Raw genomic sequence first — 15,902 nt, 5'->3', positions numbered from 1 at the left:
CCCCGCAAGGAGTCCGTACCCCATGACGTCCACGGTGCCCACCGCCGTCCAGCACACCGACGCGCAGCCGCCGATCACCATGTTCGGTCCGGACTTCCCGTACGCGTACGACGACTTCCTCGCCCACCCGGCGGGCCTCGGCCAGATACCCGCGGCCGAGCACGGCAGTGAGGTCGCGGTGATCGGCGGCGGGCTGTCCGGCATCGTCGCGGCGTACGAGCTGATGAAGATGGGCCTCAAGCCCGTCGTGTACGAGGCCGACCAGATCGGCGGCCGCCTGCGCACCGTCGGCTTCGACGGGCCCAGCACGGAGGGGCTGACGGCGGAGATGGGCGCGATGCGCTTCCCGCCGTCGTCCACCGCCCTCCAGCACTACATCGACCTGGTGGGGCTCACCACCAAGCCGTTCCCGAACCCGCTCGCCCCCGAGACGCCGTCCACCGTCGTCGACCTCAAGGGCGAGTCGCACTACGCGGAGACCGTCGCCGACCTCCCGCAGGTCTACCGCGACGTCGCCGCCGCCTGGAACGCCTGCCTGGAGGAGGGCGCCGACTTCTCCGACATGAACCAGGCCATGCGCGAGCGCGACGTCCCGCGCATCCGCGAGATCTGGGCCCGGCTCGTCGAGAAGCTCGACAACCAGACCTTCTACGGCTTCCTCTGCGACTCCGACGCCTTCAAGTCCTTCCGGCACCGCGAGATCTTCGGCCAGGTCGGCTTCGGCACGGGCGGCTGGGACACCGACTTCCCGAACTCCATCCTCGAGATCCTGCGCGTCGTCTACACCGAGGCCGACGACCACCACCGCGGCATCGAGGGCGGCAGCCAGCAGCTGCCGGTCCGGCTGTGGGAACGCGAACCGCAGAAGCTGGTGCACTGGCCGCTCGGCACCTCGCTGAAGTCGCTGCACGGCGGCGACCCGAAGCCCGCCGTGACCCGCCTGAACCGCACGGCCGGGAACCGGATCACGGTCACGGACTCCTCCGGCGACATCCGCACCTACCGGGCGGCGATCTTCACCGCCCAGTCCTGGCTGCTGCTCTCCAAGATCGACTGTGACGACTCGCTGTTCCCCATCGACCACTGGACGGCGATGGAGCGGACCCACTACATGGAGTCGAGCAAGCTCTTCGTGCCCGTCGACCGGCCGTTCTGGCTGGACAAGGACGAGGAGACCGGGCGCGACGTGATGTCGATGACGTTGACGGACCGGATGACCCGGGGCACGTACCTCCTGGACGACGGCCCGGACAAGCCCGCCACCATCTGCCTCTCCTACACCTGGTGCGACGACAGCCTCAAGTGGCTGCCGCTGACCGCGCAGGAGCGGATGGAGGTCATGCTCAAGTCGCTCGGCGAGATCTACCCGAAGGTCGACATCCGCAAGCACATCATCGGCAACCCGGTGACCGTGTCCTGGGAGAACGAGCCCTGGTTCATGGGCGCGTTCAAGGCCAACCTGCCGGGCCACTACCGCTACCAGCGCCGCCTGTTCACCCACTTCATGCAGGACCGCCTCCCCGAGGACAAGCGCGGCATCTTCCTCGCGGGCGACGACATCTCCTGGACGGCGGGCTGGGCCGAGGGCGCCGTGCAGACCGCGCTGAACGCGGTCTGGGGCGTCATGCACCACTTCGGCGGCACCACGGACGGCACGAACCCGGGTCCGGGCGACGTGTACGACGAGATCGCCCCGGTGGAGCTGCCGGAGGACTGAGTCCCCGTACGGCCGGGCCTCCCCCGGCGGCTACCGCAGCGGGGTCAGCAGGCACCTCCCCACCAGCCCGACCCCCGCGTCCATCCGCTGCGCGAACTCCCGCCCCAGATCCGGGAGTTCGCGCAGCCCCCAGAGCACCCGGGCCGCCGCCCACGCCGCGTCCCGGGCCCGCTCCAGGCTCCACGTACCGATCAGATGGGTGAGCGGGTCCGCGATCTCCAGCAGGTCCGGGCCCGGCATCAGCTCCTCCCTGATCCGCTCCTCCAGCGCCACCAGCGTCTCGCCGACCCGGTCGAAGGCCGCCTCCACCTCGGCGGGCCCGCACTCCAGCGCCTCACAGGTGTCGACGACCGCCAGCGCCAGGTCGTGCCCGATGTGCGCGTTGATCCCCGCGAGCGCGAACTGCAGGGGCCGCACCCCCGGGTGTCTGCGGTACTGGAACAGCGGCCGCCAGCACGCGGGCGGCCGCCGTCCCGCGGCCGTCGCGTCGACCGCCGCCAGATAACGTTCCGCGAACAACACGTCGAGGGTGGCCGCGGCACCCGGATCGGGGAAGCGTCCGGCATCGATCTGCCGGGAGACCTCCTCCGTCACTGTGAGATACACCCGGTTGAAGACCGCGACCCCGTCGCTCGCGGGCCACTCTTCACGGACCGTCCGCATCCGCTCCATCACGGAGTGCACGGACCCCGGGATTCCTGGGGTTTTTGGGGCCGACCGTGCGGTGCGCGGGTGCGTGGGCCGTGTACGGTCCCTCTCAACTGTGAAGTGTGTGAAGTGCTCGATCTGTGACATGGGGGCAGCGTCCCAGTCGCGGAGCGTGCACGAGGCAGCCGGGCCGGGGCTTCCCCAGAACGAGGGAACGGAACGCCTCCGGTGCCGGGGGAAAGGGGGAGAGTCACGGTGTCAGGCATACCGGGCCAGCGCCGCAGGGGTCGTGCCGAAGGACGGCACGGGGCCCACGGCAGTAGGAGTGGCGGCGGTACCGACAGCGGTACGAGCAGCCCGGCGGGCGAGACGCCCGCAGCAGACGTCACGGAGGTGTCCGGCGGTACGCGGGACGCCGGCGGTGCGGACGGTACGGAACCGGTGGTCACCGTCGGCCGGGCGGCCTCCCGCAGGGCCGCTCGCCGGGGCGGCCGGGGTACCCGGGGCGCCCAGGACGACAAACGTGTGAACACTTCCGCGCTGCGCGGCGCGATGGCCGTGGTCGCCTCCGCCGTGGTCGCCGTCGGCGGCGTCGCCGGAGTGGTCTCCGCGACCTCCGGCGAGGGCGAGCGCTCCACCGCGATACCCGACGTGACACGGGCACCCGTGGTACCGCCCCTGCCCGCGGTGCCCAGCCCGTCCGCCACCTCGCCGTCGCCCAGCCCGTCGGCGACCAAGAAGGCGGCGAAGAAACCCGCGAAGAAGGCCAAGCCGCCGCGCAGCCAGAGCGCCGCCGTCTCCGGCAACCTCTACCTGCACCCGGACTCCCAGGTCCTGGACTGGGTACGCGCCAACCGGGGCGACCCGCGCCAGCAGCTCATCCAGTCGAAGATCGCCGCCCAGCCCGCCGCGGTCTGGTTCGCCGAGTACAACCCGGGCACCATCACCAGCAGGGTGCGCGATGTCACCTCGGGCGCGGCGGCCGCCGGACGCGTCCCCGTGGTCGTCCCGTACGCGATCCCCGAGCGGGACTGCGGCGGGGCCTCGCAGGGCGGTGCGCCCAGCTTTGACGCGTACGACTCCTGGATAGCCAAGTTCGCCGCAGGGCTGGGCAAGGGCGACGTCATCGTCATCCTCGAACCCGACTCCATCGCCCAGACCGACTGCCTCGACGACGGCCAGCGCGCCAACCGCTTCGGGGCGCTGTCCCGGGCGGGCAAGGCCATCCACGCGGCCAACCCCAACGCCCGCGTGTACTTCGACGCGGGGCACTCCGGGTGGCACGCGGCCTCCAAGATGGCGGGCTTCCTGCGCCAGGCCGACGCCGCGACCAGCAGCGACGGCATCTTCACCAACGTCTCCAACTTCCACCGCACGGCCGACGAGGTCGCCTACGCGCGCCGGGTCCTCGCGGCACTCGGCGGGCCGTCCTCCCTCGGCGCGGTGATCGACACCAGCCGCAACGGGAACGGGGCGCCGGAGGCGGGGAAGTGGTGCGACCCCGACGGGCGGGCGCTGGGCCGTCCGCCGACGACGCGTACCGGGGAGGCGCGGATCGACGCCTACCTGTGGGTCAAGCTTCCCGGTGAGTCGGACGGGTGCAAGGGGGCGGCGGGGAGCTTCACGCCCGACTACGCGGCCGAGCTGGCGCGCGGCTGACGCCTTCTCGTACGTTCACGGGCCCGTCCCCGGCAGCCTTGGCCGCCGGGGGCGGGCCCGATTCGTGTCGCCCCCGGCACCGGGGTTTTTCCGCCCCGGCCCCGCCCCTTCACCTAAAGCGCTCGGCCGCGCGGCTGGGTGTTTGGCTGGCGTTTTGCGCAGTTCCCCGCGCCCCTTTCAGGGGCGCGACCAGCCACGACGCATGGAAGCCCGTCCCGCCCCGCGGGGGCTCAGCGGTCTTCGTCGTACGACGACGTCCCCGAGTCCAGCAGCGGCTCCCGCTGCCCAGGGCCGCCAGCAGCCTCCTTCATGTGTGCCGGCGCCAAAGCCCTCAGCACGTGATATCCCGTGATCACCACGATCGTCCCCAGCGCGATCCCACTCAGCTCGAAGCTGTCCGTGAACTTCAGGCTCACCCCGCCGACCCCGATGATGATTCCCGCCGCCGCAGGCACCAGGTTCAGCGGATTGCGCAGATCCACCTTCGCGTTGATCCAGATCTGGGCGCCCAGCAGGCCGATCATGCCGTACAGGATCACGGTGATCCCGCCCAGCACACCCCCGGGAATCGCCGCCACGACCGCCCCGAACTTCGGGCACAGTCCGAACAGCAAGGCGAAGAAGGCGGCAGCCCAGTAGGCCGCTGTCGAGTAGACCCGCGTCGCCGCCATCACCCCGATGTTCTCGGAGTACGTCGTGTTGGGCGGCCCGCCCACCGCGGTGGAGAGCATCGACGCCGCACCGTCCGCGGCGATCGCCGTGCCCAGCTTGTCGTCGATGTTGTCGCCGGTCATCTCCCCGACGGCCTTCACATGACCCGCGTTCTCCGCGATCAGCGCGATGACGACCGGCAGCGCGACCAGGATCGCCGACCATTCGAAGCTGGGCCCGTGGAAGGACGGCAGCCCGATCCAGTCGGCCTTCGCCACACCCGACAGGTCCAGTCGCCAGTGGTCGACCGCCGCGCCCCCGCCCATCGGCGAGTTGATCTTGCCGAAGACCTGGTCGAAGAGCCAGGAGATCCCGTACCCGAAGATCAGCCCGAGGAAGATCGCGATGCGGGAGAGGAAACCGCGCAGCGCCACCACGGCCAAACCGGTGAAGAGCATCACCAGCAGCGCCGTCCACTGGTCCTGCGGCCAGTACGTGGAGGCCGTCACCGGCGCCAGGTTGAAGCCGATCAGCATCACCACCGCGCCCGTCACCACCGGCGGCATCGCCGCGTGGATGATCCGCGCCCCGAACCGCTGGACGGCCAGACCCGCGAGGAAGAGCGCGGCGCCGACCACCAGCACCGCACCGGTGACCGTCGCGCTGTCGCCGCCGGTCGCCCGGATCGCCGCCGCCACGCCCACGAAGGACAGCGAACAACCCAGGTAGGAGGGGACCTTGCCCTTGGTGGCCAGCAGGAAGATGGCGGTCGCGACACCCGACATCATGATGGCCAGATTCGGGTCAAGACCCATCAGGACGGGCGCAACAAAACTCGCGCCGAACATGGCCACCACATGCTGCGCGCCCAGCCCCGCCGTGCGCGGCCACGACAGCCGTTCATCGGGTCGGACGACGGCTCCGGGGGCGGGTGTGCGCCCGTCGCCGTGCAAGGTCCAGCGGACGCCGAGGCCCATGGGTGCTCCCGTTCAGCTCTGTTCTGATGCAGCTGTGCAAGTGATCCTGCCCGGTCGGGATCGATCGAGCAGGATCAAATGTTATGGCTGAAAACGGGCCCCCACTCCCCGGAAAGGGTCCCGGAACGGCCGCCGGAAGGTCCCTACTTCGCGGCGGGCTCCAGCGGCGCCGTCTCCCGGCCCGCCCCGCGCAGCACCTGCGCACCGACCACCAGGCCGAACGCCAGCACCGTGACCAGCCCGAACGACACCACCAGCGACGTCGCGTCCGCGACCGCACCGATCGCCGACGGCGCGATCAGGCCCGAGGTGTACGTGATGGTGGCGACGCCCGCGATGGCCTGGCTCGGGTTCGGGCCGCTGCGACCCGCCGCCGCGAACGCCAGCGGGACCACGACCGCCACCCCGAGCCCGATCAGCGCGAACCCGGCCAGCGCCAGCGGGACGTTCGGGGCGAAGACCACCAGCAGGCCGCCCATCGTCGCCGCCACACCGCCGACCCGTACCGTCGGCACCGCGCCGAACCGGTCCACCACCTTGTCGCCCGCGATCCGCGCGATCGCCATGGTGAGGGCGAACGCGGTCGTGGAGGCGGCCGCGAGACCGGGGTCGGTCGACAGGACGTCCTTGAGGTAGACGGCCGACCAGTCCAGGCTCGCGCCCTCCGCGAACACCGCGCAGAAGCCCACCGCACCGATGATCAGCGCCGACTTCGGCGGCAGCGTGAAGTGCGGCGGCGCCTCCGCGTCCGGCGCGCTGCGCAGGTCCAGCACGCCCTGGCAGGCGGCCAGGCCGAGCGCGGTCAGGACCAGCGCGGCCAGCAGGTGGTGCAGCCGTGCGTCGCTGCCCAGGTGCGCGGCCAGCGTGCCGCCCGCCGAACCGATCAGCGCGCCCAGGCTCCACATGCCGTGCAGCCCCGACATGATCGACTTGCCGAGCCGGTTCTCCACCTCCACACCCAGCGCGTTCATCGCCACGTCCGACATCCCGGCCGAGGCCCCGTACACGAAGAGCGCCACGCACAGGGTCCAGATGTTGGGCGCGAGGGACGGCAGGATCAGCGCCAGCGTCCACAGTGCGAGCAGCCCGCGCAGCGCGTTGCGCGCTCCGAACCGGTGGGTGATCGCCCCCGCCAGCGGCATCGCCACCGCCGCGCCGAGCGCCGGGAAGGCCAGCGCCAGACCGAGCTGGCCCGCACTGATCGACGCGTGGTCCTGGATCCACGGGATGCGCGTGGCGAAGCTGCCGGTCACCGCCCCGTGCACGCAGAAGACGGCGGCGATGGCGTACCGCGCCCGCTTCACCCGTTCCGTACCGAATTCCATGATTCCCCTTCGCCCCCGGACGCCTTCTGTTCCCGTACGTCTCCGTATCGCGCCGTAAACTATCAGGAAGCCTGCCTGATAAATAGTGCGGGAAGTCGTCCGCGATCTGAAAGGATCTGGCCATGCCCGCCTCACCGAGCACCGCCCGCGCCATCAACGACCGGCGCGCCCTGCACCTGCTCCAGGAGGAGGGTCCGCTCACGGCGGGACAGCTCAAGGCGCTCACCGGCCTCTCCAGGCCCTCCGTCGCCGACCTCGTCGAGCGGCTCCAGGGCGCGGGCCTGATCGCGGTCGTCGGCGAGCGGGGCGCCGAGCGGCGCGGGCCCAACGCCCGGGTGTACGGGATCGTCGCCGACCGCGCCCACCTGGCCGCACTGGACGTCCGTACCGACAGCGTCGGCGTGGGTGTCGCCGACCTCCTCGGCAACCCGCTCGCCGAGAAGACCCTCGCGGTGCCCGAGGACATGCCCACCGACCAGGCGGTGGAGGCGGCCGTCGCCCTGCTGGAGCGCACCGCCCGCGAGGCGGGGTCCGCGCCGCTGCACACCGTCGCCATCGGCGCGCCCGGCCTCATCGACCCCGCCACCGGAGACCTGCGTGACTCCGCCAAGCTGCCGCTCTGGCACCGCAGACTGGTCGCCGTCCTCCAGGAGCGCCTTCCGGCCACCGTCCTCGTCGAGAACGAGACCAACCTCGCCGCCGTCGCCGAACAGCGCCTCGGCGCCGCGCGAGCCCACGACACGTTTGTCTTCCTGTGGCTGGGGGAGGGCGTGGGCGCGGCCGTCGTACTCGACGGGAAGGTACGGCGAGGGGCCTCCGGCGGCGCGGGCGAGGTGGGCTTCCTGCCCGTGCCCGGAACGGCCGGACTGCCCTCCGCCACCGGCTGCGAGGGCGGCTTCCACTCCCTGGTGGGCGGCGGCGCGATCTGCCGGCTGGCGGCCGAACACGGCCTGCCTGGCGGGCCCGACGGACCGGCGGTCATCGCCTCGGCCCTGGACGCGGGCGAGCGGGCCGAACCCTTCCTCGACGCCCTCGCCGAACGCCTCGCCCTCGGGGCGGCGGCCGTGGCGGCCGTCATCGACCCCGGCTGCGTCGTCCTCGGCGGCGACATGGGCCTCGCGGGCGGCAAGGCCCTCGCCGCCCGCGTCGAGGCCCGCCTCGCGGAACTCTCCCCGCTGCACACGGAGGTGCGGGCCGGGGAACTCGGCGGCTCAGCGGTGCTCAGCGGTGCCCTGCTCATCGCCCGCGAGGCCGCGCAGGACGACCTCTTCGCACCCCGGTAGAACAGCCCTTCGCCCCGGCTCCCCAGGAGGGGAAGGGGCCGGGGCGAAGGGTGGGGGCGCGGTCCGGTACGCAGGACCTCAGCGGTGCCTCAGCAGGCGCCCAGGTCCTGCCACACGCCCCATTCGCCGGTGGTGCCGGGCTCAGCGCCCTGCGTCCACCACTTGGCCTTCCACTGGTGACCCTTGTGCGACACGGTCGCCCCGCCGCTGTACGCGGTGGCCGCGACGTACGCGGGCGCGGTGCACGCACCCGGGGTCGGCGTGGGCGTCGGCGTCGGGTCGGGGCCGGGGCCCGTGCCCGGCTCCACCGTCTCGGTGCCGCGCGCCAGGTCACCGGCGAGCGCGTACGTCGTACCGCCGATGTTCACCGTCCAGTTCCACGGGGTGGAGACCGGCAGGTAGTAGTTGAAGGACAGGTCCACCGACGCGCCCGGGGCCAGCGACTGCCAGGCCGGGAGCTTCAGCGAGGCCCGGTGGAAGTCGCCCTTCAGTCCGCCGACGTTGCTGCCGGTGTGGTCGCTGCTGATCACCTTGGTGCCGAAGCCCGACTGGTCGGAGGCGTTGTTCGGAGCGGCCGTGGAGTAGTCGAACTGGAACTCCGTGCCGCCCGGCAGCGCCGTCTTGGTGTTGTTGGTGATCTTCAGCTTCGGGGTGATCGGGTAGTTGGAGTCGCCCAGCTTGAAGTCGCCGAACTCCACACCGATGTTCACGGCCTTCTTCGGCAGCGCCTTGTTCGAGACCGTGGCCCCGTACGGCTTCGCGGCCTTGAACTTGTCGTACATCAGCGAGGTCAGCGTGGACCCCATCTCGTACTGGCCCTTGGCCGCGTTCCAGCCGTAGTCGCCCGCCAGCTCCCAGATCATCGTGCCGCCGATGCCCCGGTCCACCACGTAGTCGGCCTTGGCGCCGACCGACTGGTCGTCCTCCGTCGACAGGAAGACCTTCTTCTCGGCGTTCCACAGCCACGGCGCGACCAGCGAGGAGTCGTACTTGCGGACGTAGGTGCCGGTCAGCTTGGTGCCCGCCGGGAAGCCGTACTTCGCCGTGTAGTCGCCGACGATCCCCTTCTCCAGGTTCTTCGCGTGCCACATCGGGTTGGAGCCCGCCGGGGACTCCTTGCCGTTGTCGTCCTTGTCGTGCCACAGGTTGTCGATGCCGACCGCGCCGTCACCGCACTTGGTCAGACCGGACCCGGCCGGGCAGGTGGTCGCGGCCGCCTTGCCCCACAGGCCGTCGGTGCCGCCCTGCACGTTCTTGTGGCCGCGCGTGTAGTACGGCAGGCCCACGTTGATGCGTCCCGACGGCATCGAGCCGCGGAAGTAGTGGTACGCCCAGTCGGTGTTGAGGTAGCCGATGCCCCCGTACTGCGCGCTGCCGTAGACGTTGGCGGCGGCCAGCTCGCCGTCCTTGCCGTTGTCGAAGAGCGCCGCGTTCGGGCCGACGTGCTCGTTCCAGGCGCCGTGCAGGTCGTACGACATGATGTTGACGTAGTCCAGGTACTTCTGGACCTGGAAGGTCTCCATGCCGCGCAGCAGGTAGCCGGAGGAGGGGGCGGCGACGGTGAGCAGGTAGTGCTTGCCGTCGGCGGCGCCCGCGCGGTCCAGCTTCTCGCGCAGGGACTTCATCAGGGCCGCGTAGCCCTTGACCAGCCCGGCGCGGCGGGCGTTGGAGAGGGACCAGTCGAGCGGGTTGCCCGCGTCCTTCATGGTGGTCGGGTACTCGTAGTCGATGTCGACGCCGTTGAAGCCGTACTTCTTGATGAAGTCGACGGTGGAGGCGGCGAAGGTGTCGATGCCCGCCTGGTTGACCGAGCCGTCGGCGTTGGTGGCCATGGAGTAGAAGCCGCCGGAGTTCACGCGCTTGCCGTCGTCGCCGAAGTAGCCGCCGGTCTCCGCCCAGCCGCCCACCGAGACGAGCGTCTTGACGTTCGGGTGCTGCTTCTTGAACTTGTTCAGCAGGTTGAAGTGGCCCTTGTACGGGAGCCCGGGGTCCATCTCCGCGCCCGCCACGCCCGGCCAGGTCATGCCGGTGGCGGCGTTCTTCTCGCCGTCCGTGCCGACCGAGATCTTGTTGTCGCCGCCGATGTGCGCGAAGGCGTAGTTGAGGTGGGTGACCTTGTCCCAGGGGATGTCGGACGCCAGGTAGGAGGGCAGACCGTCCTTGCCGGTGCGCCAGCCGGTGAAGTAGCCGATGATCCGGCGCTGGTGGTCGGCGCCCATCTTCTCGCGGCCCTCGGTGTCGTAGACCGAGCAGTACGGGACGTCCACGCCCGGCGTCTTGTAGAGCCCGTCGGGCCGACAGGACTCGTTGTCCGCGGCGGCGGGGGAGGGGGCCGCCGGGGCGGCGGTGGCGGAGAGGGTGCCGACGAGGAGCGCGGCGAGAGCGGTGGCCGCGGTCGTGGCGGCGAGCAGGGAAGCCCGGGTGCGAGAAGGCGCAGGTCGGGTGGGTCTGGTGGGGGACAGCACGTCAGGTCCTCCTGGGGAGGCTCAGCGTCACACGGCGACGGTACGGGGATGGTCCGTGGTGCGTGCCCGGGGTGTGCGCACACCGGCGGGCTGTCTCCTGGGAGGTGACGCAGACGTTAAAAGGACTAGACCAAGTCGTCAATAGGTCTGGACCAGTTAAAGGTGACCCCGCCCACACCGATGCCGGGATGTGACCCCGCCCACACCGCTGTGAGTCAGCCCACAGGCGGTCCCTGGTATAGCCACCGATCAGTCGTGGCACACTGGCCCTGTACCAGCAGCAGCGCACTCCGGGGTCGGTGTAATTCCGAACCGGCGGTTATAGTCCGCGACCCGGTCACCTCCAGTGACCGGTTGACCAGGTGTAATTCCTGGACCGACGGTGAAAGTCCGGATGGGAGGCAGTGCGCGGCGGGCCGTCACAGGCTTTTTCGGTACGCCGCCGTCGGCGGGCCCGTACCCGGATTCTCCCGGGCGGAGCCCTCTCTTCCGGCTCGGCGTCGCCGTTGTCGTACCCCCGTGACGCACCCGTTTTCTCTGTCGACATCGACAGGCCCCGGAGTCCGTGCCCGAAGAGGCAGGAGGACCCGGTGGCAACCGCCGCAGCCGAGCAGCCCGGTCGACACGACCAGGCCGACGAGAACGCCATGCGCCGAGCGATCGCGCTCGCCGCCCGCGCGCTCGGCGCCACCAGCCCCAACCCGGTCGTCGGATGCGTCATCACCGACGCCACGGGCACCGTCGTCGGCGAGGGCTTCCACCAGCGCGCCGGCGGCCCGCACGCCGAGGTCCACGCCCTGCGCGACGCGGGCGACCGGGCCCGGGGCGGCACCGCCTACGTCACCCTGGAGCCCTGCAACCACACCGGCCGCACCGGCCCCTGCGCACAGGCCCTCGTCGACGCCGGAATCGCCCGCGTCCACTACGCCGTCGGCGACCCGAACCCGCAGGCCACCGGGGGAGCGGACACCCTCCGCGCCGCCGGGATCGAGGTCGCCCAAGGCCTCCTCGAAGCGGAGGCCGCCGAGGGCAACGCCGCCTGGCTCACCTCCGTACGACGGCACCGTCCGTACGTCCTGTGGAAGTACGCCGCCACCCTCGACGGGCGGATCGCCGCAGCCGACGGCACCAGCCGCTGGATCTCCTCGGCCGAGTCCCGCGCCGACGTGCACCGCCTGCGCGCCGAGGCCGACGCGGTCGTGGTCGGCTCCGGCACCCTGCGCGCCGACGACCCGCACCTCGCCGCACGCGGCATCGCGGGCGCGGTCCAGCCGCTGCGGGTCGTCCTCGACACCCACGCCACCATCGAGCCCGGGGCCCGCGTCCTGGACGACGCCGCGCCCACCCTGATCGCGGTCGCCGAAGACGCCACGACCGACCTCCCCGACGTCGTACGACTGCCCCGCTCGGCCACCGGACTCGACGTGAACGCCCTGCTCGGCGAGTTGTACGCACGCGGCATCCGCTCCGTGCTGCTCGAGGGCGGGCCCACCCTCGCGGGTGCGTTCGTCGCCGCAGGAGCCGTCGACAAGGTCGTCGGCTACCTGGCCCCCGTACTCCTCGGCGCGGGCCCCGCCGCCCTCGCCGACGCAGGAATCACCACCATCGCGCAGGCGTTGCGCCTCGATGTGACCGAGACGGTCCGCATCGGCCCCGACCTCCGCATCACCGCCGTCCCCACTGCCCTCCCGAAGGAGCGCTGAGCGTGTTCACCGGAATCGTCGAAGAACTGGGTGAGATCACCGCCGTCGAGAACCTCGGCGACTCCTCCCGCTTCCGCCTGCGCGGCCCCCTGGTCACCGAGGGCGCGAAACACGGCGACTCGATCGCCGTCAACGGCGTCTGCCTGACCGTCGTCGACACCGCCGACGGCGAATTCACCGCCGACGTCATGGCCGAGACCCTGAACCGCTCCAGCCTCGGCGCCCTCGCCGTCGGCTCGCGGGTCAACCTGGAGCGCCCCATGGCGCTCGGCGGACGCCTCGGCGGCCACCTCGTCCAGGGCCACGTCGACGGCACCGGCACCATCGTGGAGCGCACGCCCTCCGAGCACTGGGAGATCGTCAAGGTCGCCCTCCCGGACGGCCTTTCCCGGTACGTCGTGGAGAAGGGCTCCATCACGGTCGACGGCGTCAGCCTCACCGTGGTCGACGCGGCCGACGACCACTTCACCATCAGCCTCATCCCCACCACCCTCGCGCTGACCACGCTCGGCATCAAGCAGGCCGGGGACCCGGTCAACCTCGAAGTGGACGTCCTCGCCAAGTACGTCGAGCGGCTGCTCGGCACCCGCAATGACACCGACAAGGAGACCGTGAAGTGAGCGCCCTGTCCTGGCTCAACTCCGAAGCCTTCACGGCCTTCGGCCAGCACATCCTCTGGTCCGACATGATCGGCAACACGGTCGGCCTGCTCGCCCTCGCCCTGGGCTGGCGGCGCTCCATATGGACCTGGCCCGCCCAGTTCGCCTCCGGCGTCATCCTGGTCGCCGCCTACGCCTCCGTGCACCTCAGCGGCGGTGTCGGCAAGCAGCTCCTGGTCATCGGCGTCGCCCTGTGGGGCTGGCGGCAGTGGCAGCGCGGCAAGCAGCAGGCCCAGGACGGCACCATCGCCGTCCGCTTCGCCACCTGGCGCGAGCGCGGCCTGCTCCTCGGCGGCGCGGCGCTCGGCACCCTCGCCGTCGGCGGGATCTTCACCCTCTACCCGTCGCTGTCCTGGAGCCCCTGGGCCGACGCGTACATCTTCGTCGGCACTCTCGCCGCGATGGTGGCCCAGGCCCGCGGCCTGGTCGAGTTCTGGTTCGCCTGGCTGCTGGTCGACCTGGTCGGCGTCCCGCTCGCCTTCTCCAGCGGCCTCGCCTTCTCCGGTTTCGTGTACGTCATCTACCTCGCCCTCGTCCTGTGGGGGATGCGGGACTGGTGGCTGCGCTCCCGCGCCGCCGCAGCGCCCGCACTGGAAGGAGCCACGGCATGACCACCGCCCTGACCCCCGCCCCGTACGACAGCCGGGAGGCACACATGGACCTCCACGAAGACTTTGTCCTCGACCCCGTCGAGCAGGCGATCCGCGACATCGCAAACGGCCGCCCCATCGTGGTCGTCGACGACGAGGACCGCGAGAACGAGGGCGACCTGATCGTCGCCGCCGAGCTCATCACGCCCGAGATCGTCGCGTTCATGATGAGCGAGTGCCGCGGCCTGATCTGCGCCCCCATGGAGGGCCCGGAGCTGGAGCGCCTCGCGCTGCCGCAGATGGTCGAGCACAACACCGAGTCGATGCGCACCGCCTTCACGGTCTCCGTCGACGCCTGTGCCGAGCACGGCGTCACCACCGGCATCTCCGCCGCCGACCGCGCCACCACACTGCGGCTGCTGGCCTCCGGCGGGAGCACGGCAGGGGACTTCGTCCGCCCCGGCCACATCTTCCCGCTGCGCGCCCGCGCCGGTGGCGTCCTGGTCCGCAACGGCCACACCGAGGCCGCCGTCGACCTCGCCCGCCTGGCCGGACTGCGCCCCGCCGGGGCCATCGTGGAGATCGCCGACGAGAACGGCGTCATGCTGCGCCTCCCGGAGCTGATCCCCTTCGCCCGCAAGCACGGCCTGACGATCATCTCCATCGAGGACCTGATCGCCTACCGCCGCGCCACCGAGACCCCCGCCGCCACCCCGGCCCCCGCCCCCGCCGTCCTGCGCGAGGCCGAGGTCCACCTCCCCACCTCCTTCGGCGAGTTCACCGCGTTCGGCTACCGCGCCCCCGACGGCGTCGAGCACGTCGCGCTCGTCCACGGCGACCTCGGCGACGGCGAGGACGTCCTGGTCCGGCTGCACTCCGAGTGCCTGACCGGCGACATCTTCCACTCGCTGCGCTGCGACTGCGGCCCCCAGCTCGACGCCTCGCTGCGCAAGGTCACCGAGGCGGGCCGGGGCGTCGTCGTCTACCTGCGCGGCCACGAGGGCCGGGGCATCGGCCTGCTGTCCAAGCTGCGTGCGTACGAACTCCAGGAGCGCGGCGTCGACACCCTCGACGCCAACCTCGAACTCGGCCTGCCCGCCGACGCCCGCGACTACGCGGCCGGTGCCCAGATCCTCACCGACCTCGGCGTCCGCAGCCTGCGTTTGATGACGAACAACCCGGACAAAATCACCGCGCTGGTACGCAACGGACTCACGGTCTCCGCACGCGAGGCCATGCCCGTCACGGCCGGCGAGCACAACCTGCGCTACCTGCGCACCAAGCGGGACCGCATGGGCCACGACCTGCCCTGGCTGGACGGCGCAGCCGCCCCCACCTGCGGCAACCAGTAACCACACTCAGCAAGCACTCAAGAAGAGAGAACCAGCGTGAGCGGCAAGGGTGCACCCGAACTGACCGTCAAGAACTGCAACGACCTGCGCGTGGCGGTGATCGCGGCCCAGTGGCACGAGAAGATCATGGACGGCCTCGTCGACGGCGCCCTGCGCGCCCTGCACGAGCTGGGCATCGACGAGCCCACCCTGCTGCGCGTCCCCGGCAGCTTCGAGCTCCCCGTCGTCGCCAAGGTCCTCGCGGGCCGCGGCTACGACGCGATCGTCGCCCTCGGGGTCGTCATCCGGGGCGGCACCCCCCACTTCGAGTACGTGTGCCAGGGCGTCACCAACGGGCTCACCCAGGTCTCCGTCGACACCGGCGTCCCCATCGGCTTCGGCGTGCTGACCTGCGACACCGAGGAGCAGGCCCTCGACCGCGCCGGACTCCTCGGTTCCACCGAGGACAAGGGCCACGAGGCGGTCACCGCCGCCGTCGCCACCGCCACCACGCTGCGCACGGTCGCCGAACCCTGGCGCTGAGCGGCCGCCCCCTGGCGCCCAGTGCCGGAGGCCGACCCCGTACTCTAAGGACCATCATGGCCAACAAGACTTTCGAAGAGCTCTTCACCGAGCTCCAGCAGAAGGCCGCCAACGGCGACCCCTCCACCTCCCGCACCGCCGAGCTGGTGGACAAGGGCGTGCATGCCATCGGCAAGAAGGTCGTCGAGGAGGCCGCCGAAGTCTGGATGGCCGCCGAGTACGAGGGCAAGGAAGCCGCCGCCGAGGAGATCTCGCAGCTGCTGTACCACGTCCAGGTGATGATGGTCGCCCGCGGGATCTCGCTCGACGACGTCTACGCCCACCTCTGAGCACGCCTCTCCCTCCACCCCG

General features: G+C 71.3%; 13 protein-coding genes and 1 riboswitch. Of the genes, 9 read left to right on the top strand and 4 right to left on the bottom strand.

Features of this window, described 5'->3' with window-relative positions:
- The first annotated feature begins 22 nt into the window (after positions 1–22).
- A complete protein-coding gene (locus ACIO3O_RS14970; RefSeq protein ID WP_401745385.1) occupies positions 23–1,717 on the top strand; it encodes a flavin monoamine oxidase family protein in 1,695 nt (564 codons plus the stop codon).
- A 30-nt stretch (positions 1,718–1,747) separates the two neighbouring features.
- Here the strand turns inward: ACIO3O_RS14970 and ACIO3O_RS14965 are convergent, their stop codons facing one another.
- Entirely contained in the window at positions 1,748–2,389 is a 642-nt protein-coding gene (locus ACIO3O_RS14965) for a DUF5995 family protein (RefSeq protein ID WP_401745885.1), read from the bottom strand.
- Between the two features lie 528 nt (positions 2,390–2,917).
- Between ACIO3O_RS14965 and ACIO3O_RS14960 the strand changes: the two genes are divergently transcribed.
- On the top strand, positions 2,918–4,024 hold the full coding sequence (locus ACIO3O_RS14960; RefSeq protein WP_401745883.1) for a glycoside hydrolase family 6 protein: 1,107 nt from the start codon (positions 2,918–2,920) through the stop codon (positions 4,022–4,024).
- A gap of 230 nt (positions 4,025–4,254) precedes the next feature.
- On the opposite strand, the gene ACIO3O_RS14955 is transcribed toward ACIO3O_RS14960, so the two are convergent.
- Entirely contained in the window at positions 4,255–5,652 is a 1,398-nt protein-coding gene (locus ACIO3O_RS14955) for a uracil-xanthine permease family protein (RefSeq protein WP_401745383.1), read from the bottom strand.
- Between the two features lie 143 nt (positions 5,653–5,795).
- Positions 5,796–6,977, bottom strand: coding sequence for an MFS transporter (locus ACIO3O_RS14950; RefSeq protein ID WP_401745381.1), 1,182 nt, complete (start codon positions 6,975–6,977; stop codon positions 5,796–5,798).
- Positions 6,978–7,099: 122 nt separating this feature from the next.
- Between ACIO3O_RS14950 and ACIO3O_RS14945 the strand changes: the two genes are divergently transcribed.
- A complete protein-coding gene (locus ACIO3O_RS14945; RefSeq protein WP_401745380.1) occupies positions 7,100–8,260 on the top strand; it encodes an ROK family transcriptional regulator in 1,161 nt (386 codons plus the stop codon).
- Positions 8,261–8,349: 89 nt separating this feature from the next.
- On the opposite strand, the gene ACIO3O_RS14940 is transcribed toward ACIO3O_RS14945, so the two are convergent.
- Positions 8,350–10,725 carry a chitinase C-terminal domain-containing protein gene (locus ACIO3O_RS14940; RefSeq protein WP_401745378.1) on the bottom strand — a complete coding sequence of 792 codons (2,376 nt, stop codon included), beginning with the start codon at positions 10,723–10,725 and terminating at the stop codon, positions 8,350–8,352.
- 281 nt (positions 10,726–11,006) lie between these two features.
- A riboswitch (FMN riboswitch) is annotated at positions 11,007–11,137 on the top strand.
- 178 nt (positions 11,138–11,315) lie between these two features.
- On the opposite strand from ACIO3O_RS14940, the gene ribD reads away from it, so the two are divergent.
- From ribD to ACIO3O_RS14910, 6 genes are read left to right on the top strand one after another with little or no spacing between them, the layout of a single operon-like run.
- Positions 11,316–12,428: a bifunctional diaminohydroxyphosphoribosylaminopyrimidine deaminase/5-amino-6-(5-phosphoribosylamino)uracil reductase RibD gene (ribD, locus tag ACIO3O_RS14935; RefSeq protein ID WP_401745376.1), complete on the top strand. Its 1,113-nt coding sequence runs from the start codon at positions 11,316–11,318 to the stop codon at positions 12,426–12,428.
- Between the two features lie 2 nt (positions 12,429–12,430).
- A complete protein-coding gene (locus ACIO3O_RS14930; RefSeq protein ID WP_401745375.1) occupies positions 12,431–13,048 on the top strand; it encodes a riboflavin synthase in 618 nt (205 codons plus the stop codon).
- A complete protein-coding gene (locus ACIO3O_RS14925) occupies positions 13,045–13,698 on the top strand; it encodes a nicotinamide riboside transporter PnuC (protein ID WP_401745373.1) in 654 nt (217 codons plus the stop codon). Before ACIO3O_RS14930 ends, ACIO3O_RS14925 begins: the two co-directional genes overlap by 4 nt.
- The gene (locus ACIO3O_RS14920; RefSeq protein ID WP_401745371.1) at positions 13,695–15,029 is read left to right on the top strand and encodes a bifunctional 3,4-dihydroxy-2-butanone-4-phosphate synthase/GTP cyclohydrolase II; all 1,335 of its coding nucleotides are present in this window, start codon (positions 13,695–13,697) and stop codon (positions 15,027–15,029) included. The genes ACIO3O_RS14925 and ACIO3O_RS14920 overlap by 4 nt, the downstream gene beginning before the upstream one ends.
- Positions 15,030–15,065: 36 nt before the next feature.
- Positions 15,066–15,551 carry a 6,7-dimethyl-8-ribityllumazine synthase gene (gene ribH, locus ACIO3O_RS14915; RefSeq protein ID WP_401745369.1) on the top strand — a complete coding sequence of 162 codons (486 nt, stop codon included), beginning with the start codon at positions 15,066–15,068 and terminating at the stop codon, positions 15,549–15,551.
- Positions 15,552–15,607: 56 nt separating this feature from the next.
- Entirely contained in the window at positions 15,608–15,880 is a 273-nt protein-coding gene (locus tag ACIO3O_RS14910; RefSeq protein WP_401745367.1) for a phosphoribosyl-ATP diphosphatase, read from the top strand.
- Positions 15,881–15,902 lie beyond the last annotated feature (22 nt).

Source organism: Streptomyces sp. NPDC087440 (assembly GCF_044744005.1).
Lineage (GTDB): Bacteria > Actinomycetota > Actinomycetes > Streptomycetales > Streptomycetaceae > Streptomyces.
Note: the sequence above shows the minus strand (reverse complement) of the source record. Positions and strands in the feature narration are given on the sequence as shown.

Excerpts from the sequence above, each read along its gene's own strand:
- ACIO3O_RS14955 (WP_401745383.1), bottom strand. The coding sequence starts at position 5,652 with ATGGGCCTCGGCGTCCGCTGGACCTTGCACGGCGACGGGCGCACACCC.
- ACIO3O_RS14945 (WP_401745380.1), top strand. The coding sequence starts at position 7,100 with ATGCCCGCCTCACCGAGCACCGCCCGCGCCATCAACGACCGGCGCGCC.
- ACIO3O_RS14950 (WP_401745381.1), bottom strand. The coding sequence starts at position 6,977 with ATGGAATTCGGTACGGAACGGGTGAAGCGGGCGCGGTACGCCATCGCC.
- ACIO3O_RS14920 (WP_401745371.1), top strand. The coding sequence starts at position 13,695 with ATGACCACCGCCCTGACCCCCGCCCCGTACGACAGCCGGGAGGCACAC.
- ACIO3O_RS14970 (WP_401745385.1), top strand. The coding sequence starts at position 23 with ATGACGTCCACGGTGCCCACCGCCGTCCAGCACACCGACGCGCAGCCG.
- ACIO3O_RS14910 (WP_401745367.1), top strand. The coding sequence starts at position 15,608 with ATGGCCAACAAGACTTTCGAAGAGCTCTTCACCGAGCTCCAGCAGAAG.
- ACIO3O_RS14960 (WP_401745883.1), top strand. The coding sequence starts at position 2,918 with ATGGCCGTGGTCGCCTCCGCCGTGGTCGCCGTCGGCGGCGTCGCCGGA.
- ACIO3O_RS14965 (WP_401745885.1), bottom strand. The coding sequence starts at position 2,389 with ATGGAGCGGATGCGGACGGTCCGTGAAGAGTGGCCCGCGAGCGACGGG.